We start from the raw sequence: 25728 nt of genomic DNA on the forward strand, positions 1-25728 counted from the left end.
ATGTTCCGTAAGGTCGGTGCCCGACTTTTCCCTTAAAACAGTCCATGAATATTCGGAAGGGATTTCTGCACCTTTTTCCTCGATCATCTTGAGGAACAAAAGATAGGTCAACTGCTCGATGTAATCGCCGCAATCGATCCCGTCATGCCGCAACGTGTGGCAGAATCCCCAGAGTTTACCAACTATATCGGACATTTTTTTAGCTCCAGATTAGGCGACTTGGTATGTTTTTCCAATGGGTTCGAATTCGCTTACATTTTCTTCAGAGAGTTTTTTTCGGATATCATCAAAACGGAAAACCGTCTCGGGTGTATACAAGCGCTCTCCGCAATGATGGCATACCTCTGCCATTACTCTCATGATAGCGGTATTTGATCCCCCTTTGAGCACTTTTTCCACTTCCTTCTCGACGATTTCACCGCCACAGATGGGGCACTTTTCGAATAATGTCACTTTGTCCACCTTAATGGATTTAATTTTAATCATAAGTCAACCAAAAGACATAATTCAGACCTCGTAAATAATGAAAGATTACGGGGAAAATTTTGTACAAAACGCTCCATTTCTAATCAAATAGTTGGGTTCAAAGGTTCAATGTTCAAAGGTTCAGAGGTTGATTCCTCATTTAATTACCCCTATGGAATCAATGGTATAGAAAAAAACGCGAAGCGATTAACCTCTCCGAGGCGTAGGATCGTGCCTCTACGAGCCGGAGGCCTGAACGCTGAACCCTGAACCTCCTAACCCAGACCGACCGGATGTCCAATTTTTTTGCAATTCCGCAGTATATAAAGGTCTACGGTCATTTTTATCTGATGAATGATGAGGTCTGAATTATGTATAATTTACCATTGTCGTTTTACCTAAAATCTGCAATTGCTGATTGCGTCGCAGCCGCAAAACGCTGGGGTTTAATAATAGTTGCAGTAGCAGTCTGTACTGTAGCGGCCTGCGTTACCACAGGCGATGTTGTTAAGGTTGAAATCGTTAAAGCGGACGCTTATAAAGATCTAAAGAAATCCGAGCGTACCGCCTTAGAGAAAATCCGGAAATCATCGGCAGCCAAAAAGGTCGATAGCAAGCTCAGCAATGTCATCGATAAGACCCCCCAGCTTTCGGTGACCGAGTATCTTGAAAAGTATCCTGAAACCTCGGCCCGGGTTTCCAAAAATTACCGGGTAGGGGGATATGATGTCCTCAATATTATGATCTACGAAGAAGAGGATCTTTCCAGAAAGGCCTTGCAGGTTTCAGCCGACGGCTTTATCACCTTTCCCTTGATCGGACGGCTAAAGGTCGACAAACTGACGACGGCAGAAATCGGAAAGCTGATCGCAAACAAGCTGGCCCGGGAGCAATTCCTGCTGGACGCCCACGTTTCGGTTATGGTGGCCGATTATAGAAGCAAGCGGGTTTTAGTTCTGGGAACCGTCAACAACCCGGGCAGTTATGCACTGCGGGCCCGCGAGCGGGTTCTGGATGCTCTTTCCAAAGCCGGCGGCCTCTGGCGGCGCACAGGGATTTCCGGTAAAAGCAGTGGCAGTGCCGGCAAAAAAGGCCTGATCATTCGCACACAGAACCCGGATACGCCCCAGGAGAGTAAGATAGTCATCAACATCGACCTGAAGGGGCTTTTGGAAGACGGCGATCAGATAGCGAACCTTTATATGCAGGACAAGGATGTTCTGTTCATCCCCGCGGCCGAGCATTTTTATATCATCGGCCAGGTAAGAGAGCCGGGATCATTTGCCCTTACAGACAGGGAAATCACCCTGGTGGAAGCCATCAGCAGGGCCGGAGGGTTCACACCCATTGCGGCACGCAACCGCACCAGGATTATCCGGGTAGAAGCGGGCGTTGAAAAGATCATCACCGTTAACGTAGACGCCATTACCGATGCCGGCAAAAAAATACAGGATGTCATCATTCAGCCCAACGATGTGATAGTAGTCCCCGAAAGTTTTTTCTAATTCGACAAAAAAATGACACCCACCCGTTATGGATTGACATGATCTAAGTTTCTCCTTTTCTATTCCGCCTACCAAATATATTATTTAACCTATTAATATCAATATATTATTCAGTTATTACCGCCGGGCGGGTTCTCTGGCACAATATTTGAATATCAGTATTGATGAATTCGTAAAAAATCGAATTCATCCGATATTTGGTGTTTTCAGCCGTCGTAGCTACTTGGGCGAAGTCTGCTAGTACTTAGTGTTTTGCGTCGAATATATACTGATATACCAGTTCGTTAAATAGCCAAATACTAAACACCGTCAGACTTGGCCCAAGCAGCTGCCGACTTCGCCAAAGTAGCTTTAGCTACGACGGCTGAATTACTTACAACGGCTGAAAATACAAAATACTCTCAAAAAAAGTGGCGTTTTGCAAAGGCATCTGACGGGATCTACGCGAGACCTTTGACAATCTGCGGGGCATTGCAAGTTAAAAAGAATGGATCAACCAATAATTGAACAAATAGACCTCCGGGATTATCTGCGGGTTATTTTAAAACGCCGCTGGTCCATCATTACCGTATTTGCAATTATCGTGGTCAGCGTCACGATCCATACCTACACCGCCACACCCATCTATCAGGCTACCACCCGTCTGATCATCGACAAAGAAAATCCCAACGTAATGTCGATTCAGGAAGTTATGGCCGTGGACGCCTCGGGAACCGACTATTACCAGACCCAGTACAAAATCATCGAAAGCCGCAACGTTGCCCGGGCGGTCATCAAGCGTCTAAATCTGGACAAAAATGAAGAATTTGTCCCCAAACCCCGGGACAATTTTCTGGCCAACTTAAAACGTTCGGTGCAAAAGACCGCGGCCGCCTTTAAAAAGGCCGTGGTTGCCCTGTTGCGAACCCGTGAAGTCAGCAGTCCCCAGGCTCTGAAAGAATATGATTCGGATTACAATCTGGTATCCGCTTTTATCAGTAGAATAGAGGTCAAACCAATTCGCAACAGCCGTCTGGTGGATGTGGGCTTTGAAGCCAAAGATCCGGTACTGGCCGCCAAGATTACCAACACCCTGGCCCAAGCCTATATTGAACAGAATTTAGATACCAAACTCAAGGCGGTCAAAGGCGCGGTTCGCTGGCTTCACACCCGGATTGTGGCAGAACGGCAAAAGGTTGAAAAAGCCGAGCAGGCGCTGCTGGCCTATAAAACCAGGCACAGTATCGTTACTGATTTTACCAGCGATGTTGAAAAGATTACGGCTCAGAAGCTGGCCCATCTTAATACGCAGATAGTGGAAGCCGAGTCGGTGCGTGTAGAGGCCGAGACACGCTACAAACAGGCCCTGGCGTTGAAGGGAACGCCCGATATGCTCGACTCGATTCCCGAAGTGCTCAACAACAATCTGATCCAGCAGATCAAGTCCATGGAAGTGGAGCTTTACAAACGCACATCCGAACTTTCCAAGAAATACGGACAGAAACACCCCCAGATGGTGGCTATCCGGGCCGAACTTAAAACGCTCCAGAAAAGAAAAGGTTACGAGGTCAAGCGGGTAGTCAACTCGCTGAACAATGAATACCAGGTGGCCCGGGCCCGGGAAGAGTCCATGAAAGCGGCCCTGGCCAAACAGAGAAAAGAATCTCTCGATCTGAACCAAAAGGCGATTGAATACGGCGTTTTGCAGCGGGAAGTCGAAAGTGCCCGGCAGATGTATCAACTGTTGATCAACCGCTTTAAAGAGACCTCACTGACCGAGAGTATGAAAACCGGCAACATCCGGATTCTTGACCGGGCCGAAGTCTCCAAAAGTCCTGTCAAACCGCGCAAGCGACGCAATATTTTAATGGCGGTCCTCTTCGGTCTGGCCGCCGGCCTGGGACTGGCCTTCTTTCTTGAATATCTTGACAATACCATCAAAGATCCCGAAGACATTAAACGATATTTAAATATTCCGTATTTGGGGCCGGTACCGGTCATTGCCCCAAACGACAACCAGGACGAAGATGTCCCGCCGGAGATGGTGGTCCTGAACTCGCCTAAATCAACGGCCAGTGAAGCCTACCGGGGAATCCGGACCGGCATACTCTTTTCGTCGGCCGAATCCGAACCGCAAGTGATTATGGTTACCAGCGCCGGTCCCCAGGAGGGCAAGACCATCACATCGTCTAACCTGGCCATTACCATGGCCCAGTCCGGCAACAAAGTCGTTTTGCTGGACTGTGACATGCGGCGGCCCAGGGTGCATAAGCTATTCGGCATTTCCCGTAATCGAGGGATGACCAACCTTCTGGTCGAAAAAACCGATTTAAAACTGACGGTTTTCAATACTTCGATACCCAACCTGCATGTGATACCATCAGGTCCCATCCCGCCCAATCCTTCTGAAATCCTGGGTTCAAAGCGCATGGAGGAACTGATCGAAGTGCTGCGTAAAAATTTTACCCGTATTATTATCGATACCCCGCCGATTACGGCGGTCACCGACGCGACCTTGCTGGGAAAACTTTCAGACGGTGTGGTTTTGGTTGTACGTGCCAACAGAACGGTCAGGGATATGGCCAAAACCGGGCTGGAGCAGCTTAGGGCTGTGGGCGCCAAACTGCTGGGCGTAGTGTTAAACGGGGTCAGTATGGACCGGGGCAGTTACTATTATTATCAGTATTATTACTACTATGGAGATGAAGGCTATCAGGAGAAAAAGTCGAGTCGCAAGAAAAAAACAAAGAGCGCCAATGATGCAGATGCTAGACCCCAAAAATCGAAACTCCCTGCAGTCCGCTCTCAGGCGGACAGGGAATCTTCGGCTGTGGGGAATTGAAAAAAGTTATTAGGGTTTATTTTTGGGGGTGGAATATAATCTTGGGCGGGGCGAAACAGCATGTTGTTCCCCGGCTCCTGCAATGACGAAGAGCCAGGGAACATACCCTTGAACTGATTAGATTTCTTCAACTGTAATTGCGCCAGGCTCACAGACTTCAACACAACTTTCACAACCCAGGCACTCATCCGCATTAACCGGGACCGATTTATCGTTTTCCATTTCAAATACTTCAACCGGGCAGACATCAACACATTCTTCACAGCCTTCACACTTTTCTTCATCAACTGTAGGAACAAAAGCCATTTAAAGAGCCTCCTTTTTTATAAAAATTAAGCCGCGGTGGCTTATCATCCACCTTAATGCCGTTATCGGAAAAATTCCTTATACCAATTGATACAGGGAGTCAAGCCTTCTTGTATTTTTTTATACTATTAAATTGCAAAAGGATTTTATAGCTCGACAATACCGATGAGCGTATTTTTTAATCTCACTCTTTCGGTCTCAAGTCCGGCCTGCAACGAGTTATCACCAACACAGCGGGGGAAAAAATCATAAGGTGTTTCCCCGGCGACTATATAGAGTTTAATCGCAACGTTCTCATCGCCTCCGCTTACCGCCGGCGCCTCAAACATACCGTCCGTTGATACGGGCCAGGTACTAGTCTGTAATGTATTAAGGCTTGTAAGAAAGCCATCCTGCCATTTTTCAACCTTTTCATCCCGGCTTGCATGCATCGGTATCGAATCAAAGTCTATTACCATTTCTATTTCTGGCGTTTTGTCGATCAATTCATCCAAAACAGACCGGCTGGTGGTAATAAACAATCCTGACGTTTCACGATCGTGTTGCATAAGTTTGGCCCAGGCTTTCAGCCGCTCTGCCGCCATATAAAGACCAGGATCATCAAATGGAAATTTTTCTTTTCCAGCCGTTTCCAGATGCAAAGACTCATCTTCACCTTTAAGATTCTTCATGAGATCTTGCTCCATGGCATCAAACAATTTCAGATCCTGGTTCAAGCCATTGTTTTGCAAATCGAATTCCTGGGCCATGTGAAGAAATAACCTGTCCCTGAAAATATCTTCGTCTTCTTTTTGCGATCGGTCGGGACTGCTTTTCTTTTTGATTTCAGCTCGGATTTGTGATGAAAAAGTTTCATCAAAAAAGGGGATTTTACCGCCCCAGGCTTTAAAAAAGTCCAAGGTACTTCCCTGATGCTGGTTAGCCCAAGCGTTATAATCTTTCAAAATTGCCTCTAATTTATTTTCATCGCCGGCAATCGGCACCCTTAGGTCAATTATACCGCTATCAGCCCACATTTGAATCTCAGCCGGTATGTTGTGCCTTGACGGTTGATAAACAACCGTCTGTTTAAAACAGGCTGAAAGGGCCGCAGCTGCCGGCCCGGACACATATGTAAACGGAAAATATATCGGTTTCATTTTTCCACGGCCTCGTCTTCGGCAAATCCGCAAATCGCGTAGTCGTCAAATGAAAATTCCAATAGTAAAAAGGTTCATATACCCCCGCCAAACTTCGGCGGGATAAAAAGGCGTAGTATTTTTTCAGGAACGAGGCCATACATGTAGTATGCCTAATGTCTGCAAAAATACTACAACCCGCCTGAGGCGGACAAGCGCAGTAGATGAGACTTTTTACGACGCCGTCAGGTTTAGCTCAGAAGATAATATGCCTAAAATCTCCTTCCGAACCTGACTTTCACTCTTGGATGCATCTATCACCCTAAATCTCTCCGGCTCCAGGCGTGCAAGCTCAAGATAGCCTGATCTTACCTTTTCGTGAAATGCTAGGGTCTCTTTTTCAAACCGACTTTCAATACCGGTTCTGGTACCGCTGTTAATCTGTTTCCAGGCACGGGCAAGGCCCTCATCTGGAGGAAGATCAAGCAGGATGGTTATATCAGGTTTTAAGTCTTTTAATATCAGTTTGTGTAAACCGCGGATTAACCCGATATCGAGCCCCCTGGCATAACCTTGATAAACAACGGTAGCGTCGTAATAACGGTCGCACAGCACAGTCTTACCTGCCGACAGTAAAGGAAGAACGAATTGTTTAACATGCTGGGCGCGATCAGCGGTATACAAAAGGAGTTCCGTCATGGGGTCCATATCGCTGCTCTCAGGATCGAGCAGAAGCGCCCGTATCTGCTTTCCGATCCTGGTTCCCCCGGGTTCCCTGGTAGCCACACATGCATGCCCCTTACTTTGAAGAAACTCTACAATATGTCTTACCTGGGTCGTTTTGCCCGAGCCCTCAATGCCCTCAAGCGTGATAAACATTATTTATCCCTTTTCCCCACATAAAAATGACGGCCTAACAATCTGTGAAAGGATGTCCAGGTCTCATTTGAATCTTCTGAAGCGATGAAATCACGAATACCCTTAACCTTGGAGTCCATCTCGTCAATATAATTGAGCAAAACAGCCTCGATTGTTTTGGGCGGCTCGGGTGAACCGAATTCTTGGGTTCCATGGTGGCTTACAATCATGTGTTTGAGTAAAAGCTTCTGCTCTTGCGGAAAATCCTCGATTTTCGACAGTTTCTCTTCGATCATCTCCAGACCAATAACGATATGACCTAAGAAGCGGCCTTCGTCGGAATAGTCTATCTTGAGTTCATATTCCAATTCCCTTGTTTTGCCGATGTCATGAAGGATGGCGCCGGCTATCAGCAAATCCTTGTCAATGCCGCTGTAATGTCCGGCAATATTGTCTGCCAAAGTTGCCATTGACAAGGTGTGTTCCAAAAGACCGCCGATATAAGCATGGTGCATCTTTTTAGCCGCCGGTGCGGTTTTGAATTGGCGGACAAACTCCTTGTCATCCCAAAACGCATCTAAAAGCGCTTTTAAGTAACCGTCTTTAAAAGAAGCCGTAACTTTTAGGAGACGCTGGAGCATGCTGTCGATATTACGCCGGGTAGTCGGCAAAAACTCTGACGGATCAAAATCTTCAGCAGAACATGCCTCCATATTTTTGATGACAAGTTGGGCGATACCTTTGTATTCATTAACACTGGCCTGGATACGTACAACATCACCGGAGGCCGGACCGGCAGCGATGCGATCTACATTGTCCCATACCACGCCTTTAATGCTACCGGTTTTATCAGAGAGGGCCACATTTAAATAGTTGTTTCCATCTTTTTTCTGGGCAACGGCTTTCTGTGATAACACAAAAATATCATCAACAAAATCCCCGGGCTTGAGATCATTTATAAATTGTTTTTTCATGCCGTAATCCTTGATTGTCTCCTAAAAAGTTATAAAAGCGACCTTTTTACAAGAGTGTTTTGTATTTTGTGTTTAGTAATCTAGTACGCTGGTATATCAGCATATAGTTCAAACAAACACAAAACACTAAACACTAGATGCATTCGACCTTTTACGAGTTCAACAATCCATAATTTAGCCTGCTTTGTCTCAAGCTTGGGTCTTCTTCTTGCCTATTTCCCACCCTTTTAATTCCTCCAGCAGGCTGTAATCTGTCATATCGCACTTAATCGGAGTAATGGAGATATAATTTTTATCCAGGGCGACCGCATCGAAATCGGGATTATCAAAAGAAGTTTGAGGAACGTGTCCGTGCCAATAATACGTGCGGTTGCGGGGATCGACCCTTTTCTCTAAATATTCGGTATACTCCTCGATGGCCTGTCTGTTTATGCGGATGCCGGCGATTTCTTCCATGGGCATATCAGGAATATTTACATTAAGAATAGTTCCAAAAGGCAGCCCGTTTTTAAACACATTTTCGGCCAGCTGTGCGATAAAACTAGCGGCTTCATCGTAATCCATAAGTTCGTTTCCCTTTACCGAGACAGCAATTGCCGGCACTTTGTATATGGCCGCTTCCCTGGCAGCAGCAACGGTGCCGGAATAGTTGATATTAATCCCTACGTTGGCCCCCAGATTGATCCCTGAAATCACCAGATCCGGTCTTTTATCAAGTATTTTTATCAGTCCCATTTTGATACAGTCGACCGGTGTTCCACTAACAGCATATCCCCACAGCCCGTCACTGACATAAATCTTTGTCTTTCGAAGCGGCTGATACAGGGTTATGCCATGCCCCACGGCACTCCGCTCTCTGTCAGGGGCTACTACGGTTACCGCGTGCCGCGGCGTAAATCTTTTATAAAGCGCCCACAGGCCTTCCGCATATATACCGTCATCGTTGGTCAAAAGTATATTCTTTGTCATAATACTCTGATTGCGTTTATTTAAATAGCCGGTTAATAAACAAAAAAAGTGACCTGTTAACTTTTTGAAAATAAAAGTGATTGTCTGCGAAAATTATTCAATACATTAACTTACAATCTTTTGAAAGGAAATATTGCCCCAAGTACATCTTGACATTTTCCAATTAAATAGTTTTATACTTAATATTTTAATCGTATTCAAGCTGTTATTCGCTAAGTGGAACGGAAACTATATCATATGCCCTTTTGCTATTTTAGGCTCGGCCCCGGAACAAGTTCAGTTGATTTACAGTTTGGTAATCTCCATAACACCGTTACACGATATTTTATTATTATTTTATTCCTTTTGGTTGTAATGCCCGGCTATGTCTTGTCAAATCCAGGTTTTCAATCGGTAAAAGATGACCCCAATCAACCGTGGCATATTAATGCCGACGAAATAAGCTACGATAAAAAATTGGATCAATATATTGCCAAAGGCAATGTAGCCATAACCAAAAATGGCAAAAGCCTTACGGCTGACTTTGTACGTTTCGATCAAAAAACCAGTAAGGTAGTGGCTGTCGGCCATGTGATTATGACCGTGGGCGACGATGTTTTAATCGGTAACAGAATGGAAATGGATCTTGAGACCGAGACCGGAACGGTTTATAATGGAACTATATTTCTTAAAGCCAACCATTACTATATACGCGGCGACAAGATCCAAAAAACAGGACCGGATTCATATACCGCCGAGAAAGGTTGCTTGACAACATGTGACGGCGACCGGCCGGCCTGGAAGATTACGGGAAAAAATGTTAAAGTCACCATAGAAGGATATGGTTATGCCACAAACGCAACGCTGTGGGCCCGGAATGTACCCGTGTTGTATTCGCCCTGGCTGATGTTCCCGGTCAAGCAAAAGCGCCAGACCGGTCTGCTGCCGCCCCAAATCGGATATTCAGATCGAAGATGGGAAGAATATAACCAACCTTTTTTCCTGGTCATAGACGACAGCAAAGATGCGACTTTCTATCTGCACCATATGGGTCGTCGCGGAGATAAAATCGGCCTGGAATACCGTTATATTCTGGACGAAAATTCAAAAGGAACCATCATGTACGATTATTTGAATGACCGCAAGGTCGATGGCGGCGACCCCATAGCGGATGCTGATTGGGGTTATTTCGGTGATAGTTCCCCGCGCCCCAATTCCGACCGTTACTGGTTCAGAATGAAGCATGATACGCTATTGCCCTTTGCATTCTCTGCCAAACTTGATATAGACTTTGTGAGCGATCAAGATTACCTTAAAGAATTTAAATACGGTTATACGGGGTTTGAAGAAACCAATGAATATTTTCTTAAAACCTTTGGCAGAGAACTTGATGCTTATAACGATGCCGTCAGGGCCAATAGGCTCAATTTGAATCGAAGCTGGTCTCAGTACAGCCTAAACGGTGGGCTGCACTGGTACGATAATGTCATCAACAGGCGCCAGAGGGATACGGACACAACCCAGCAGCAGCTGCCTTATGTCGGATTTAATGCATCCAAACAGCAGATCCTAACATCCTCTTTTTATTATGATCTTGCTTCTCAATACAGATACTCATACAGTGAAGACGGCCAAAGAGACCACCGGGCGGAGGTCTATCCAAGATTCTATCTGCCATACAAGTTTAAAAACTATTTTAGCATCGAGCCCTCCTTGGGACTTAGGGAGACCATGTACCATTTTGATAAATACGAATACAGAGGCCCGACAAAAGAAGAAAACCTGTTCAGAGAAATGTATGATTTCAAGGTAGATCTATCTTCGGACATCTATAAAATATACAGCGGGATAGGAAAAAATATCGACAAAATCAAGCATGCGGTGAGGCCCCAGATCGTATATACTTATATACCTCATAAAGATCAGAGCGACTTTCCCAGTGGTGATCGTATTGGCAAACAGAGAGTGCTCTCGTATTCGCTTACAAACACGTTGACTTCAAAATCTCTAATTCAAAAAAAAGAAGAAGGCATGCTTCCAGAAGCCGGCAATGGCCGGCAGCTTAATGAAGATGAAAATAGCCAGAAACTTCCTGAAGCCGGCAATGATAGGCAGTTTCTTGAGATTGAAAATGACCGCCCGCCCGATTATTCTTATAATCAGTTCTTACGTTTCAGTCTTTCGCAAAGTTATGACATCAATGAAGCCAAAGAGGATAAGGATAAAAAACAGCCTTTTTCTGCAATATTCGGGGAAATCGATATTACCCCGGACAGTTATTATGCCATGCATGTCGATGCCACCCGGTCCCAGTACAACAGTTTCTGGGCAGCTTATAATGTTGCCGGGAATATATGGGATAAGCGCGGGGACAGTTTGTTTGTCGAACGCCGCTACAGACACAGCTCAAGCGATTCGATGTTTTATGATCTGAACGTGGTAATATCGGACAAACTCTCGGTATTCGCCGATTACGAACGTAATCGACATACTGCAAAGGATATTAGAAAGAATTTTGGGTTCCTGTACAAGCCACAGTGCTGGGCACTGGAAGCAAATTACACCCATGAGGGTAATGACCGCTCTTATATGTTTGTCATCAGCCTTTACGGGATTGGAGAATTTGCCCACAGTATAATGGGACGCAGACTTGAAAGCCCTTATTTATCAAAGTAAATCAAAATCAAATGACAATAGAAAAACTAACATATTTCTGGTATGTGCTGCACACCAAAAGCAGGTTCGAAAATGTAGTCCACGAAGGCCTCTTTAAAAAATCCATAGAGGTTTTTCTCCCGAAAATTAAGGTCCGAAGTAAACGCCGCGATCGTAAAGCTATGATCAGGGTGCCGCTTTTCCCCGGCTACCTGTTTGTGAAAACCGATCTTAGCCCCAATGAGCATATTGAAATTGTGAAAACGGTCGGCGCCGTTCGTTTAATCGGCAACAAAGACGGCCCTATTTCAGTACCTCTGGACACGGTGGAATCTTTGCAGATTATGGTCCAGACGAATCATCCGGTCTCAACCGGAACCCGTTTTAGAAAAGGGAACATTGTGCTGGTGGTATCCGGCCCCTTTGCAGGCGTAACCGGAACTTTTGTTCGATACAAAGGCAAAGACCGAGTTGTGGTCATTATTGAAGCCCTCGGGCAATACGCCGGAGTGGAAGTGGATGAGGAAGATGTTGAAATACTACCAGAATTTTTGGTATAGCCGGGGGCCAAATCGCCATCTTCAAAAGAGCTTGGTTTTTTAGTCTTGCAAGGCAGATCTATTTTTATGCGTATTTATCCCGAATTAAGCGGGGAAGTAGGCTAAAATTATGGAATTTTATCATTTAAATTATAATATCCGTTGACTTTATAAATTCAGTTAGTTACATACTATTTTGGTGTTGACTTAATTTCAAGTCTTTTATAATTCAGATGTTATTGTAAGAAGGAGGTTTTATGAATAAGTTGGAGCTTATCTCCACCCTGAAAAACGAAGCGAACATCTCCAAAGCAGAAGCCGCTAAAGTGGTCCAGATCTTTTTCGATAACATGGCAGACGCCATGTCTCGGGGAGAGCGCGTTGAAATTCGCGGTCTTTGCAGCTTTTTCGTCAAAGATTATAAAAGCTATACAGGCAGAAATCCAAAGACCGGGGAGAAGGTTATCATCAAACCCAAGAAACTCCCTTTTTTCAAATCGGGGAAAGAACTGAAAAAACGCGTCGATAGTTAATTGAGTGCCTAGTTTTGAATCTATACCTCGATTTGAGTCGATCTTGGGCCAACAAAAGCCCATAAAGCTTTTAACTACTCTTCTTCGACATGGGACCATACCCCACGCCCTTCTTTTTTCCGGGATAGATGGGATCGGCAAACAGTTGACGGCGATGGCTTTTGCCATGGCATGCAACTGCCTGAACCCGGAGCCTGAACACCTTTGCGAAGGCGGGCATAGTTTCCATACGGCTCAGAATCGTCATGCTGAAACGAATCCCTGCGGCAACTGTAGATCATGCCGGAAAATTCAATCCGGTAACCATCCGGATATCATTATCATTGAACCTTCCGGTCTTTTTATCAGGATTCGTCAGATTCGTGCTCTTTGCCGCACGCTTGCCATGAAACCTTTAGAGGCCCGATTACGTGTGGTAATAATTTTAGATTCCCAGGCCATGAATCCTGCGGCAGGAAATGCCCTTCTCAAGGTACTGGAGGAACCTCCGGATCGAACAATTTTGATACTGACTGCCCGGCATCCATCTGATCTTTTCCCTACAATTGTATCACGCTGCCAGCATATCAGGTTCAACCCGATTACTCGAAAAAATATCATGACGATACTAATCGAAAAGGAGGGGGTACATCCCGACGACGCTGCAATTATAACGACCATGGCAAGCGGTAGTTTGTCCAAAGCGCTTTTTATGATCGGGTCCCAAAAGCGAACCAACTGGATACGTCAGAGGAAGTGGCTGATTGATGAAATCGATTCTTTAACTTCAAGACCAATCGGTTCATTGCTGGCATTTGCAGCCAGACTGTCAAAAAACAAGGAGATGCTGCCGGAATCCCTGGAGGTAATTACATCCTACTTCAGAGACCTGGTGGTCTGCAAATATTGCCCTGATAAAATAATCAACCGGGACTTGCAAAGCAAAATTCAGAAAGCATCACAAAAGATGACAACAGCCGCACTACTTTCAAAAATAAGCAGCATTCAGTCCGCACAGCGAGATATCCGGATAAACGCTAATCTAAGGCTGACGCTGGAAGTTCTCGTCATGCGGCTGGCAACCGTTTAATCAGCTAAACATATGAAAAAAGTAGTCGGAATAAAATTTAAGCCGGCCGGCAAAGTTTACGATTTTGACAGCGGTGCATTTGTACTGCATCGAGGTGACCATGTAATTGTGGAAACCGAACAGGGACTAGGTTTGGGAATTGTGGCAGCCCCCCCTGTGCCTGTTGATGAAAATCAGACTGGCAAACCGCTGAAACAGGTATTTCGTCTGGCAAGCCAAGCGGATTTTCGTCAAAGAGATAAAAATCTTGAGACCGAAAAACGGACCCATACTTACTGCCTGGAATGCATTAAAGAACTTGACCTTAAAATGAACCTGTTTTCCGTCGAAAGCTCCTTTGATGCCGGCAAATTGACATTTTTTTTCACATCAGAGGGTCGTGTAGATTTCCGGCAGCTTGTTAAAATGTTGGTTAAAAAGCTGGGGGTCAGGATCGAGATGCGACAGGTGGGAATCCGCAACCAGGCCAAGATGTGCGGTGGTATCGGAAGATGCGGACGCGAAATTTGCTGCTCGGCATTCATGGAAAAATTCGGCCCGGTGTCCATTCGAATGGCAAAAGAGCAAGGGCTGTCATTAAACCCCACAAAAATCTCCGGACAGTGTGGTCGGCTGATGTGCTGCCTGACCTTTGAGTATGAAACCTACCAGACCCTCCGAACCCAATTACCCAAAATCGGTAAAACTATAACAACCAAAACCGGAAAAGGGAAAGTGATTCGCCACAATCCCATCTGCCATCGGATTGTCATCCGATTAGACGACGGTCAGGATGTTGAAATTGAATTAGATGAAATCGTAAAAGAAGATTAGCAAGAGAAAAAATGCCTAAGCCTTTTTATATAACAACACCGATCTACTATGTGAATGCAAGGCCCCATCTCGGGCATGCATTCACAACTATTGTGGCCGATGTTGCCTGCCGATTTCATTCCATGCACCGCAGAGAAACTTTTTTTCTAACCGGGACGGATGAACATGGAGACAAAGTCGTTCGTGCGGCCAAAAAAGAGAACCTTAGTCCCAGGATCTATGTCAACAAAATCAGCAAACTTTTTGAAGATCTCTGGCCCAATCTCAGCATTAAATACGACCATTTTATCCGCACCACTGACAAATCGCATATTGCTGTTGTAGAACAGATACTGCAAAAAATCTATGATCAAGGCGACATTTATTTCAGCGAATATGAAGGACTTTACTGCTTTGGATGCGAGCGTTTCTACCTTGAGCGCGAGCTGGTCAACGCCGAGTGTCCTGACCATGAAACCATTCCTGAACTTATCAAAGAATCCAACTATTTCTTTAAAATGAGCCGCTATCAGGATTGGCTGATCGATTATATTAAAAATAATCCAGACTTTATACGTCCTGAACGTTATAAAAATGAAGTTCTGTCCTTTTTAAAGGAACCTCTGGAAGACCTCTGCATATCCAGGCCCAAAACTCGCCTCAAGTGGGGAATTACACTGCCTTTTGATAACAGTTACGTCACATACGTATGGTTCGACGCCCTTTTAAATTACATTTCAGCCTTGGGATACCCTGACGGGGAACTATTTAAAAATTTCTGGTCCTCTGCCCAGCACCTTATCGCCAAAGACATCCTGAAACCCCATGGCATTTACTGGCCGATTATGCTCAAAGCCGCCGGCATTCCCGTATATAAACATTTGAATGTTCATGGATACTGGAATGTTGATCAAAGCAAGATGTCAAAAAGTATCGGGAATATTGTAGATCCCCTGCAGTTAACAAATATTTACGGCCTGGATGCCTTCAGGTTTTTTTTAATGCGCGAAATGGCTTTTGGGCTGGACTCCAATTTTTCCGAAGAAGCGCTGATACAACGCATTAATACGGACCTGGCCAATGATCTAGGCAATTTATTCAGTAGGGTTCTGGTAATGGTTCATAAATACTTTTCCGGAGTAGTTCCCGAAATTGATGCCGTGGTTGAACAGGAGCTGCAGCCTGGTTTGGAACCGCATGCAATCCAGGCCATCGCCGACTTTGAAGAAGCCATGGAGTCGTTTGCCTTTCATCAAGCCCTGCGGGCCGTCTGGAAATTCATCAGCCGGATGAACAAATATATCGATGTCACCGCACCTTGGGTGCTTGCAAAGAAAAAATCGAGCAGAAAACAGCTTGAGGTTGTTATCTATAATCTCTTAGAGGGCCTCAGGGTTATATCCGGCCTCATCTATCCTGTAATGCCGGATACGGCGGCAACCATGCAAAAGCATCTGGGCATGGACCCGCAAAAGCCGTTTTATTATCTTAATGACCTCAAATCCTGGAAAACCATAGCACCGGGCACAAACCTGCCGAAATCAATTACTCTTTTTCCAAGAATCGACCTCAAAAAAGAAAAACTTTCTTCAAAGGAGTTATCTGAATCAAGACCTGAAACACCTGCCATAAAGCCTGAGATTTCCATAGACACCTTCAACAAGATTGACCTTAGGGTAGCTACCGTAATTCAAGCTGAAGCGATCCCCCGGGCAAAAAAACTTCTCAAACTCGAAGTCGATCTTGGAGAAAAACGCATGATCGTGGCCGGCATTTCTGCCCACTACACGCCCGAAGAACTGGTGGGAAAACAGGTCATCGTCGCTGCCAACTTAAAACCCGTCAAAATAATGGGCATCCTGTCCAACGGAATGCTGCTGGCGGCCGTAGATGATTTTAGCTGCACGGTTGCAACGATGGACAAAAAAGTAAAACCGGGGACACAGCTAAGTTAGGAAATTAGATTTTCGTTATTTATAAATTGAAAATAAAAAGGAGAATCATTATGCCGGGTTTTGAAGTATTTGGTGACGAGGAGCGTAAAGAAGTCCGGGACGTTCTGGACTCCGGTGTCCTGTTCCGCTATGGTTTTGACCAGGCCCGTCAAGGTCACTGGAAGGCCAAAGCATTTGAACTCGAGCTGGCCAAACGTATCGGAGCCGAGCATTGCCACCTGTGTTCCAGCGGCACGGCAGCTCTCAGCATCGCGCTGGCGGCCTGCGGAGTTGGTGCCGGCGATGAAGTCATTGTGCCGCCCTTTACTTTTATAGCAACCATCGAAGCCGTCCTGAATGCCGGCGGGGTCCCTGTTTTTGCTGAAATAGACGAAACATTGTGCCTTGATCCTAAAAGCGTCAAAACCGTGATAACACCTCAGACTAAGGCCGTGATTCCCGTACATATGTGCGGGTCCATGGCACGGATCGATGAAATTAGTACTATTTGTAAGCAAAACGACCTTATTTTGATCGAGGATGCCTGCCAGTCGCTGGGCGCCACTTTTGAAGGCCGGGCGGCCGGTACGTTTGGTCATATGGGTTGTTTTTCATTTGACCCTGTTAAAACCATTACCTGTGGTGAAGGTGGCGCTGTTGTAACCAATGATAAAAAACTTTATATTGCTGCGGATGCTTACGCCGACCACGGCCATGACCATATCGGCAGCGACCGGGGCCTTGAGGGTCATCCTGTTTTGGGCGTAAACTTTCGTATCAGCGAACTGAATGCCGCCGTAGGAGTCGCTCAACTAAATAAACTCGATTTCATTTTAGATAAACAGCGCAAGCATAAGAAGATCATCAAGGATGCCCTGGCACAATTTCCGAAGATTACTTTCAGAAAGATCCCGGATGAAAAAGGGGACTCGGCTACATTTCTTTCATTTTTTCTGCCGGACGAATCAATAACCCGGAAAGCAGCCGCTGCCTTTGGTCAGGCCGGTATAGATGCATGCTTCTACTGGTATGACAACAACTGGCATTATATCCGGCAGTGGGACCACTTTAAAAAGCTGAAGTCTCTGGCAAAGCTGCCGCTTAAACTGTTGGAGTCTTACCCGGACTATGAAGCGCTCAAACTTTCCCAGTCCGACGATATTATGCGCCGGACAATCTCCATGCTGATTAAACTCTCCTGGACGGACGAAGAGCTGAGGCAGCGAACCGAAAAAATTGTTGCTGTCATAAAAAAATCAGGCCTATAATTAAATGAGGAGTCGGTAAGTTTTTATTAAGTATTATCTGTCAGCGGAATGGATGATCTTTTTTTAAAGCGTGTGCTGTTTGAGTGTATTAGGGATCCGTTAGAAAGAACAGACGGATCTCGCAATTGTTTCATAGCAAATGATTGACCATCGTAAAGCAAACCTGTTGTTTTTTGTGATAAAAGCCTCTGTTCTTTTTTACGAGCCCTTATACACGAGTTCACACGGTTTAAAAAAAGATTTTCCATGAAGCGACCATAAGAGATAACTTCTCGACCCCTGAACCAAATAAAAAGGATAATCATATGTTCCGAAATTTTAAAATGGTTTCGCGGGTTGTTTTCGGCCGCAACTGCTTCGACCAGCTTGATGACATTCTCTTTCAAAAGCGCAAAAAGACCGCTTCTTCCATGGTTTTTCTGATTGATGACGTATTTATGCAAAGCAAGCTGGCCCAGCGGATACCGGCTCATGACCGGGATCTTGTTCTCGGGGTCAACGTGGACGATGAACCCAAAACAGAGTACGTCGACGAACTGACCCGCAAGGTCAGGTCCTTTTGTTTGGAAAGCAGCCCCAACCATTTGCCCGACGGTGTCATTGGCCTGGGAGGCGGAAGCACCCTGGACCTTGCCAAAGCGGTTTCGCTGATGCTCACCAATCCCGGTTCTTCCGCTGACTACCAGGGCTGGGACCTTATTAAAAATGCTGCGGTCTATCACGTCGGAATCCCCACCCTTTCGGGAACCGGCGCCGAAGTATCGCGTACAACGGTTCTTTCCGGGCCTGAAAAAAAATTAGGCATCAATTCCGACTACACCGTCTTCGACCAGATCATACTCGACCCTGAATTGATCGCCGGCGCACCGCTAGATCAGCGTTTTTATACCGGTATGGACTGTTACATCCACTGTGTCGAGTCTTTAAACGGTACCTTTCTGAACACGTTCAGCCAGTCATACGGTGACAAGGCGCTAAGTCTTTGCCGCGAAGTCTTTTTGGACATGGTGCCGGACAGCGACGACAAATTGATGATGGCCTCCTATTGCGGCGGCATGAGCATTGCCTATTCGCAAGTCGGCATCTGCCATGCGCTTTCATACGGTCTTTCCTATGTATTGGGACTTCATCACGGAATCGGCAACTGCATTGCTTTTGACTACCTTGAAGAATACTATCCCGAAGGGGTTCGTGAATTCCGGCAAATGATGGAAAATAATAACATCAAGCTGCCCGGAAACATTACGGCCGATTTGACAAACAACCAGCTGGATAAAATGGTTGATGTCGCCCTGGTACTTGAGCCGCTGTGGGAAAACGCTCTGGGTAACGGCTGGAAATCAATAATGACCAGAGACCGGATCAGGGAACTTTATCAACAAATGTAGATGAATTCGCAAAAAGTCGAATTCAACTATAGATGGCTAAGTAAAAAGGTTCATATACCCCCGCCAAACCTCGGCGGGATAAAAAGGCGTAGTAGATGGGACTTTTTACGACGCCATCAATATTATTTTTCGTACGAAGGAACATGCCAGAATGAAATTACTCTTAATAATTCAAGCAAAGATACGGAGAATCTTAAAAGTACTCCATGCCCGAACTCTTTGCCGTTTGCGCTCTGAGATCTATTTCGGGAAACACTTGTCAAGTGTTCCAGCCCGAAGCATAATTTTCTTCCCGTGTCGTGATAACATTCTCAGCTGCGGTCTTACCGGAATCGTTTCCTATAAACACACAAAGAACAAAGATGATCATGTCGCTTTGGAATCTTTGAATGTAATATTAAAAAAAATCGATTCCCACAAATTTACCAGCTGCAAAAAAAATAATTTAAGTTTTGATAACTTTTATCTGGGCGGTAAAGCGCTGATTGAATCCCTTTTGCAATCGGTCCGCTCTTTAAAAACAGATAAATATTTTTGCAATGTTTTCATAAGCAAAAAAACTCAAAATGAACTTGCCGAATTTTCCGAGCGCCTGGCTGCAATCGTTGACACTGAAGCAAAACTTCTCAGCGATCAAATGGGACATCTTGAAATTGATGAGGTCGACACTCTATCCCGACGCATTGATGATTTAAGAGATATTCGCTGGTGCCTGACCAACGAGATCATCGAGAATATTAAAAAAATAAAAAATCTTTTCAATACAAAAAACCAGCCCGATCCTTTTTGCATAAAAATCTTCAAACAGATTAATGCCGTGCTGAACAGTATCGACCGTCTGGAGGTAAGGGGCCGCGATTCTGCCGGTATCTCCCTGATGTTTATACTTGATGGTGCCGAATATGAAAGATTTAATCAAACCATAAAAGCGAAAAATCTTTTTGAGCAGTTCAAAGAACGCTCCACAGAAGATATTCTGGTTAACCGGGATATCAGTATGCATAAAACTACCGATCCAAGTGGGCAAAATCTCGTTACGCTGGCTTTGACATACAAAATAGCCGCAGAAATCGGCAGCCTTGGAGATAATGTCAATTTTCTGCGCAAGCAGATCAGACAAGATAATATTCTGCAGACGCTGGTCACCTTTTCCCACCAATATCATACGGTTTCGGCCCATACCCGTTGGGCTTCAGTAGGGGCTATCACCGAACCAAACTGTCATCCCGTCGACAACAAAACCATCAAGGGCGTTGCTGAAAAAAGCGGCATCATGCATGTCTGCCTGAACGGAGATATCGATAATTATCAGGAATTACAAAAAGAACTTGAAAGCCAAGACGTTTACATCCCTGAAGATATTACCACCGATACCAAGATAATTCCGCTTCAGATCGATAAGTATATTCAAATGGGTCACACAGTAGAAGAAGCCTTTCGTCTGGCCGTCAATGATTTCAAGGGCTCCCATGCCATATCCATGCATACCGCCCTGGCCCCCGGCAAGCTGTTTTTGGCCCAGAAAGGCAGCGGTCAAGCCATTTTTATAGGTATTGCCGCCGATCATTATATACTGTCTTCCGAAGTATACGGATTTGTTGAAGAGACATCCTCTTTTATTAAGATGGACGGAGAAAAGGAAGTAGAAGGGCTCAACGGTAAAATCCAGGGACAGATTTTTATTTTAGACCAGGAATCCACCGGAGGGATTGACGGCATTAAAGCCATGTTTTATGACCAAACCCCGCTGGAGCATGGAAAAGAAGATATCAAGCATACCGCAATCACGTCAAGAGATATCGATCGTCAGGAATATCCGCATTATTTTCTAAAAGAAATTTCGGAATCGCCGCTTTCGGTTGAAAAAACCCTTATGAACCGCTGGAGAATCAACCAGGATAACCAATATGTCATCACTCTTGATGAAAAAACATTCCCTCAAGTTTTGCAAAACGCACTAACAAGCAAAAAGATTCGACGAATTTATTTTATCGGGCAGGGGACTGCCGGCATCGCGGCGCTGGCATGCGCTAATATTTTTAACTATTACTTGCATGGTTCATCCTTTAATATCGATGCGCTCAAAGCTTCGGAACTCAGTGGATTTAAGCTTAATGAACAAGATGATGCCGCCAGCATGGCCGATGCCCTGGTAATTGCCATCAGCCAGTCCGGTACCACAACGGATACAAATCGCACCGTGGAAATGGTTAAAGAACGGGGGGCCCACACCCTGGCCATCGTTAACCGCAGAGACTCGGATATTACTTTTAAAGTGGACGGTGTCATGTATACCTCTAGCGGGCGGGATATTGAAATGTCGGTGGCGTCCACAAAAGCATTCTATTCCCAGATTGTGGCCGGCGCGGTCCTGGGTCTCAAGATTGCCGCTTTGCTTGGCCTCAGAAATAACGGCTTTATAACTGCGGAAATCAAGCAGCTGCTTGAACTTCCCGTGCATATGAAAAAAATCCTGACAATGCTCAGCAGCATTGAAGACTCGGCCCGGCGGCTGGCTGTCACCAAGACTTACTGGGCGGCCGTAGGCAGCGGTCCCAATAAGGCCTCGGCAGATGAAATCAGAATTAAGCTGAGTGAACTTTGCTACAAAACGATCTCATCGGACTTCGTTGAAGATAAAAAGCATATTGATCTTTCATCAGAGCCGTTGATCATTGTCTGCGCTGCCGGGACAAGGAGTAATGTCATTGGTGACATCATCAAAGACACCGCTATCTTTCAGGCACACAAAGCCACACCGGTAGTTATCGCCGACGAGGGAGAAAACCGGTTTGATCCCTATGCCGCAGACGTATTTCACGTCCCGGTTGTCAGCGAGCATCTTGCACCGATTCTTAACACACTGGTGGGTCATATCTGGGGATATTATGCTGCTCTGGCCATCAACGGAGGGTCAAACTTTCTATACGAATTCCAACAAGATGTCCAGGGGACCATCGACGACTATGCCGCCAGGGGCCTGGATGTATACGAACTAATTTTAGAAAAATCATTCAGAGAAAAAATCGCATCTTTCTACAAGGAATTCAGAAGGAAAAAATCCCAAAACAATTTTCCAACCGCCATGGGTCTTGAAGCGGCTTCAGATCTAACCCTGCTGCTTAAATATCTGGCCGGCAGGCTGCCTGTGGCTGATTTTGAAATCGACTTCGGCAAAAAGGGTACGGCGCTGAACATGCTTGAGGCCCTGCTCGAGTGTCTGGGGGAATCGATCAACTGCCTGTCCCGCCCCATAGATGCCATCAAACACCAGGCTAAAACCGTCACTGTCGGAACGAGCCGCATCAGTGAAAAAGTCGAGGGCATACTGTTTGACACATTGGCCGTATATAATATGAGCACTTCCCAGCTTATCAACAGAAATATTCTCGTCCTTAAAAATATGCAGCAAATCGTCGACCGTATCAACGGCGCCATCTTTTACAGAATCGACGGTTTAAACCTTCTGGGTGAGCTTACCGAAGAAACCACTATTGAGATTGTCAAGAAAGCAGGCGTGCTGGCACCGATTCCTTCCCGGGTGGAAACAGACAATATACTCAAAGGCACCAAAAGAATCATTGTGCGGGAAGGCAACGTCTATATCGGTAAAGGTCGTAAAGACGATCGCAGTATTATCGTTATTCCGATAATCTCCGCCGCTCCTGCCAAGGCCAACATGATCGAATATATCCTCTTGTTAACGATTGCTTTTAAGGAAAATGTTCCCCTCGCGGTTAAGATAAAGGCTCTGGGCGGCAAGTATGAGCGTATCAAAAATATTGTTCAGGAAAACAGCATCATATGGGATGATCAGCATCTTGAACTTGTTGAAATACATAATCTTTTTGGAATATCGGCCGAAAAGATCGGGGAATATATAGTCTCCAGAATAAACGGCCCTGCGCACCCCTAACCGGTTGCTGCATGCTCCAGTGATGCCCGGATAAACTCCCTGAACAGCGGATGGGGATCCATGGGCCGGGATTTAAATTCCGGATGGAATTGACAGCCCAAAAACCAGGGATGGTCCTTTACTTCGATCATTTCTACCAGCTCGCCGTTAGGCGAAGTACCGCTGATAACAAGCCCTTTCTCTTCGAGCACTTCTTTATAAGCATTGTTGAACTCATATCTGTGACGGTGCCGTTCTGAAATTTCTGTAGCACCATAGGCCTGGTAAGCAAAGGTCTCCTTTTTGATAATACAGGGATAGGCGCCCAGGCGCATGGTACCGCCCTTGTCTGAACTGACATCCCGCCTTTGGATGGTTCCGCTTTTATCATCATACCATTCAACCATTAGATATATAACAGGATAAGGCGTATCAACATCAAACTCCTGGCTGTGAGCACCGGACATACCGGCGACGTTGCGTGCAAATTCGGCAACTGCAATTTGCATTCCAAGGCATATGCCAAAAAATGGAATCTTGCTTACCCTGGCATATTTTGTGGCACATATTTTTCCTTCAACGCCGCGGGCTCCGAACCCGCCCGGCACAAGTATGCCGGCGGCATCAACAAGCAGCTGACTGCAACTTTGATCGTCAATTGTCTCTGAATCAACAAAGGTTATATTCACCCGGGAATCGTTGGCAATACCGCCATGGACTAATGCTTCATTTAAACTCTTATAAGAGTCTGTCAGGTCAACGTACTTTCCAACCACGGCGATGTTAACGGAATATTTGGGTGCTTTCACACTTTGAACAAGCTTTTCCCACTCTTCAAGCACAGGTGCCCTCGTCCAAATATTGAGGAGTTCTACAATCTTATTATCGAGTCCCTCCTTGTGAAACACCAGCGGGACCTCGTAGATACATTCCACATCTTTGGCCGTAATCACCGCATCCACGCTGACATTACAAAAAAGGGCTATTTTGGACTTGATCTCATGCGACAGGTACCTGTCAGTCCTGCAAAGAAGGATATCCGGCTGAATACCAATACTCCGGAGCTCTTTTACACTGTGCTGCGTCGGCTTTGTCTTAACCTCGCCGGCAGTGGCAATATAGGGAACCAGCGTAAGATGAATATACAAAACATTATCCTTGCCCGCATCAGCCTTGAATTGACGGATTGCTTCCAGAAAGGGTAAGCTTTCTATATCGCCAATGGTTCCGCCGATTTCCACAATGACTACATCGACGCCGTCAGCTACAAGCTTAATACTGTTTTTAATCTCGTCGGTAATGTGCGGAATTACCTGGACCGTTCCCCCCAGATAATCTCCCCGGCGCTCTTTGCTGATGACGGAATGGTATATTTTCCCGGTGGTAAAATTGTTGTTCCGTCCAACTTTAGCATGCGTGAAGCGCTCATAATGTCCGAGATCCAGATCGGTTTCGGCACCGTCGTCTAACACATAGACCTCACCGTGCTGGAAGGGATTCATGGTTCCGGGGTCAACATTAATGTATGGATCAAGCTTCTGAATCGTTACCGTAAGCCCGCGGCTCTCGAGCAGTGATCCAATGGCTGCTGAAGCAAGCCCCTTGCCAAGGGAAGAAAGTACACCGCCTGTAACAAAGATAAATTTGGTATTAGAAGCCATATGCATCTCGGTATTGCCCGATTTTAAAAGACCTTTGAAAAAAAATCATTTTTAATAGCCCCGCTTTAAGCGGGACGTCATATAAAATCGCGAAGCGATTCTATTCGTATATTTTCTTAAATTCTTCAATCGTCTTTTGAACCTCATTCAGATCCTTTTCAGCGTCCTGCTCCGATCTTTGAGAAGCATCCGGCAAATAGATCGATTTAAGATGATCAATGTCAAAAAGATCCTCAGAAAAAGCTGGTTTCGTTTCGATGTTTTGGACCCTAATTTCGCGCACCAAAATGTCATCGCGGTAAAATTCAACCCGCATCGGATACCACATTTTATTCAATAGCTGCCAATCAAGGTAGCGAACTTCCAGGGCGTCTTCACGGTTTGCGGCAGTTTTGCCGGTTAATATCCAGCGTAAGGGCCTGAATGTATCTTTAGTCAGCCATATCTGAGGAACCGTTTCATCCGGATATTGGGCCCCCAGCACATAGACGGGTCGTCCTTGAAAACGTCCCAGGCTTGAAACATCTACATCCACTCCATGGAGGTACAATTTGTCTTCAAGCAGTATCCTGGAGTTGTAAAGAAAAATATCCTTATACCGGTCATAGAGGGCTTCAGATGCAGCGACAGCCTTACCGTCAATAACCGTTAAGGCCTCACCCTTTGACAACACATGAATCCTTTGAACGCTTTCAGAAATAATATCCGAGCGGAAAGTTTCCGGAAAGATATACTTTAAGGTTTCATTAAACTCCAGGCCGCCTTGACGGCTATTATCATAAAGGATAAGCTTTTGAGAAATCAAAAGTCTTTTTGATTTACCTAAATTTTGGAACATTAACTCCAGTAGGTGGGAGCCCTGGAGTACATAGGCCTCAGCCTGCGGATAAACATAGGTAAAGATTACAATGACTACAAAAAATAAAGGGATTTTTTTAAAGTGTTTTTGCATATGGTAGCTGTTGGATTCAGGATATACAGCTCCTGCATCATGGATCT

The 25728-nt window shown here is 45.5% G+C and carries 20 protein-coding genes; 11 read left to right on the forward strand and 9 right to left on the reverse strand.

Annotated features, from left to right (window positions below):
* Positions 1 to 195, reverse strand: a 195-nt coding sequence (locus tag V3S16_RS14715) for a type I restriction-modification system subunit M N-terminal domain-containing protein (RefSeq protein ID WP_413886248.1), incomplete at its 3' end; no start/stop codon positions are given.
* 15 nt (positions 196 to 210) lie between these two features.
* On the reverse strand, positions 211 to 486 hold the full coding sequence (locus tag V3S16_RS14720) for a YgiT-type zinc finger protein (RefSeq protein ID WP_413886250.1): 276 nt from the start codon (positions 484 to 486) through the stop codon (positions 211 to 213).
* 350 nt (positions 487 to 836) lie between these two features.
* On the opposite strand from V3S16_RS14720, the gene V3S16_RS14725 reads away from it, so the two are divergent.
* Both V3S16_RS14725 and V3S16_RS14730 read left to right on the forward strand, forming a co-directional pair.
* A complete protein-coding gene (locus V3S16_RS14725; protein ID WP_413886252.1) occupies positions 837 to 1970 on the forward strand; it encodes a polysaccharide biosynthesis/export family protein in 1134 nt (377 codons plus the stop codon).
* Between the two features lie 487 nt (positions 1971 to 2457).
* Positions 2458 to 4791, forward strand: a complete 2334-nt coding sequence (locus V3S16_RS14730) for a GumC family protein (RefSeq protein ID WP_413886254.1) — start codon at positions 2458 to 2460, stop codon at positions 4789 to 4791.
* Positions 4792 to 4908: 117 nt separating this feature from the next.
* On the opposite strand, the gene V3S16_RS14735 is transcribed toward V3S16_RS14730, so the two are convergent.
* From V3S16_RS14735 to surE, 5 genes are all read right to left on the reverse strand, one after another.
* Positions 4909 to 5097 (reverse strand): ferredoxin, encoded by a 189-nt coding sequence (locus V3S16_RS14735; RefSeq protein ID WP_413886256.1) that lies wholly within the window; start codon positions 5095 to 5097, stop codon positions 4909 to 4911.
* 146 nt (positions 5098 to 5243) lie between these two features.
* Entirely contained in the window at positions 5244 to 6236 is a 993-nt protein-coding gene (locus V3S16_RS14740) for a hypothetical protein (protein ID WP_413886258.1), read from the reverse strand.
* A 213-nt stretch (positions 6237 to 6449) separates the two neighbouring features.
* Positions 6450 to 7094, reverse strand: coding sequence for a dTMP kinase (tmk, locus tag V3S16_RS14745; RefSeq protein ID WP_413886259.1), 645 nt, complete (start codon positions 7092 to 7094; stop codon positions 6450 to 6452).
* Positions 7094 to 8047 (reverse strand): 3'-5' exoribonuclease YhaM family protein, encoded by a 954-nt coding sequence (locus tag V3S16_RS14750; protein WP_413886261.1) that lies wholly within the window; start codon positions 8045 to 8047, stop codon positions 7094 to 7096. The genes tmk and V3S16_RS14750 overlap by 1 nt, the downstream gene beginning before the upstream one ends.
* 189 nt (positions 8048 to 8236) lie before the next feature.
* Entirely contained in the window at positions 8237 to 9016 is a 780-nt protein-coding gene (gene surE / locus V3S16_RS14755; RefSeq protein ID WP_413886263.1) for a 5'/3'-nucleotidase SurE, read from the reverse strand.
* Between the two features lie 354 nt (positions 9017 to 9370).
* Between surE and V3S16_RS14760 the strand changes: the two genes are divergently transcribed.
* From V3S16_RS14760 to V3S16_RS14800, 9 genes are all read left to right on the forward strand, one after another.
* Positions 9371 to 11671 carry an LPS-assembly protein LptD gene (locus V3S16_RS14760; protein WP_413886265.1) on the forward strand — a complete coding sequence of 767 codons (2301 nt, stop codon included), beginning with the start codon at positions 9371 to 9373 and terminating at the stop codon, positions 11669 to 11671.
* Between the two features lie 11 nt (positions 11672 to 11682).
* The gene (locus V3S16_RS14765; protein WP_413886267.1) at positions 11683 to 12210 is read left to right on the forward strand and encodes a UpxY family transcription antiterminator; all 528 of its coding nucleotides are present in this window, start codon (positions 11683 to 11685) and stop codon (positions 12208 to 12210) included.
* 236 nt (positions 12211 to 12446) lie between these two features.
* Complete coding sequence (locus V3S16_RS14770) at positions 12447 to 12722, forward strand: HU family DNA-binding protein (RefSeq protein WP_413886269.1); 276 nt, start codon at positions 12447 to 12449, stop codon at positions 12720 to 12722.
* 43 nt (positions 12723 to 12765) lie between these two features.
* Positions 12766 to 13791 carry a DNA polymerase III subunit delta' gene (holB, locus tag V3S16_RS14775; RefSeq protein WP_413886271.1) on the forward strand — a complete coding sequence of 342 codons (1026 nt, stop codon included), beginning with the start codon at positions 12766 to 12768 and terminating at the stop codon, positions 13789 to 13791.
* Positions 13792 to 13803: 12 nt separating this feature from the next.
* The gene (locus tag V3S16_RS14780; RefSeq protein WP_413886273.1) at positions 13804 to 14604 is read left to right on the forward strand and encodes a stage 0 sporulation family protein; all 801 of its coding nucleotides are present in this window, start codon (positions 13804 to 13806) and stop codon (positions 14602 to 14604) included.
* A gap of 11 nt (positions 14605 to 14615) precedes the next feature.
* Positions 14616 to 16538 carry a methionine--tRNA ligase gene (gene metG / locus V3S16_RS14785; protein WP_413886274.1) on the forward strand — a complete coding sequence of 641 codons (1923 nt, stop codon included), beginning with the start codon at positions 14616 to 14618 and terminating at the stop codon, positions 16536 to 16538.
* Between the two features lie 50 nt (positions 16539 to 16588).
* Positions 16589 to 17785, forward strand: coding sequence for a DegT/DnrJ/EryC1/StrS family aminotransferase (locus tag V3S16_RS14790; RefSeq protein WP_413886276.1), 1197 nt, complete (start codon positions 16589 to 16591; stop codon positions 17783 to 17785).
* Between the two features lie 305 nt (positions 17786 to 18090).
* On the forward strand, positions 18091 to 19173 hold the full coding sequence (locus V3S16_RS14795) for an iron-containing alcohol dehydrogenase family protein (RefSeq protein WP_413886278.1): 1083 nt from the start codon (positions 18091 to 18093) through the stop codon (positions 19171 to 19173).
* Positions 19174 to 19324: 151 nt separating this feature from the next.
* Positions 19325 to 23089: an SIS domain-containing protein gene (locus V3S16_RS14800; protein ID WP_413886280.1), complete on the forward strand. Its 3765-nt coding sequence runs from the start codon at positions 19325 to 19327 to the stop codon at positions 23087 to 23089.
* On the opposite strand, the gene V3S16_RS14805 is transcribed toward V3S16_RS14800, so the two are convergent.
* Both V3S16_RS14805 and V3S16_RS14810 read right to left on the reverse strand, forming a co-directional pair.
* Positions 23086 to 24729, reverse strand: coding sequence for a CTP synthase (locus V3S16_RS14805; RefSeq protein WP_413886282.1), 1644 nt, complete (start codon positions 24727 to 24729; stop codon positions 23086 to 23088). The genes V3S16_RS14800 and V3S16_RS14805 overlap by 4 nt on opposite strands.
* A gap of 100 nt (positions 24730 to 24829) precedes the next feature.
* Positions 24830 to 25681 carry a hypothetical protein gene (locus V3S16_RS14810; RefSeq protein ID WP_413886284.1) on the reverse strand — a complete coding sequence of 284 codons (852 nt, stop codon included), beginning with the start codon at positions 25679 to 25681 and terminating at the stop codon, positions 24830 to 24832.
* Between the last annotated feature and the right edge of the window lie 47 nt (positions 25682 to 25728).

Origin of the sequence: Candidatus Desulfatibia sp., from assembly GCF_036446775.1 — a bacterium.
In the GTDB taxonomy this organism is placed as follows: domain Bacteria; phylum Desulfobacterota; class Desulfobacteria; order Desulfobacterales; family UBA11574; genus Desulfatibia_A.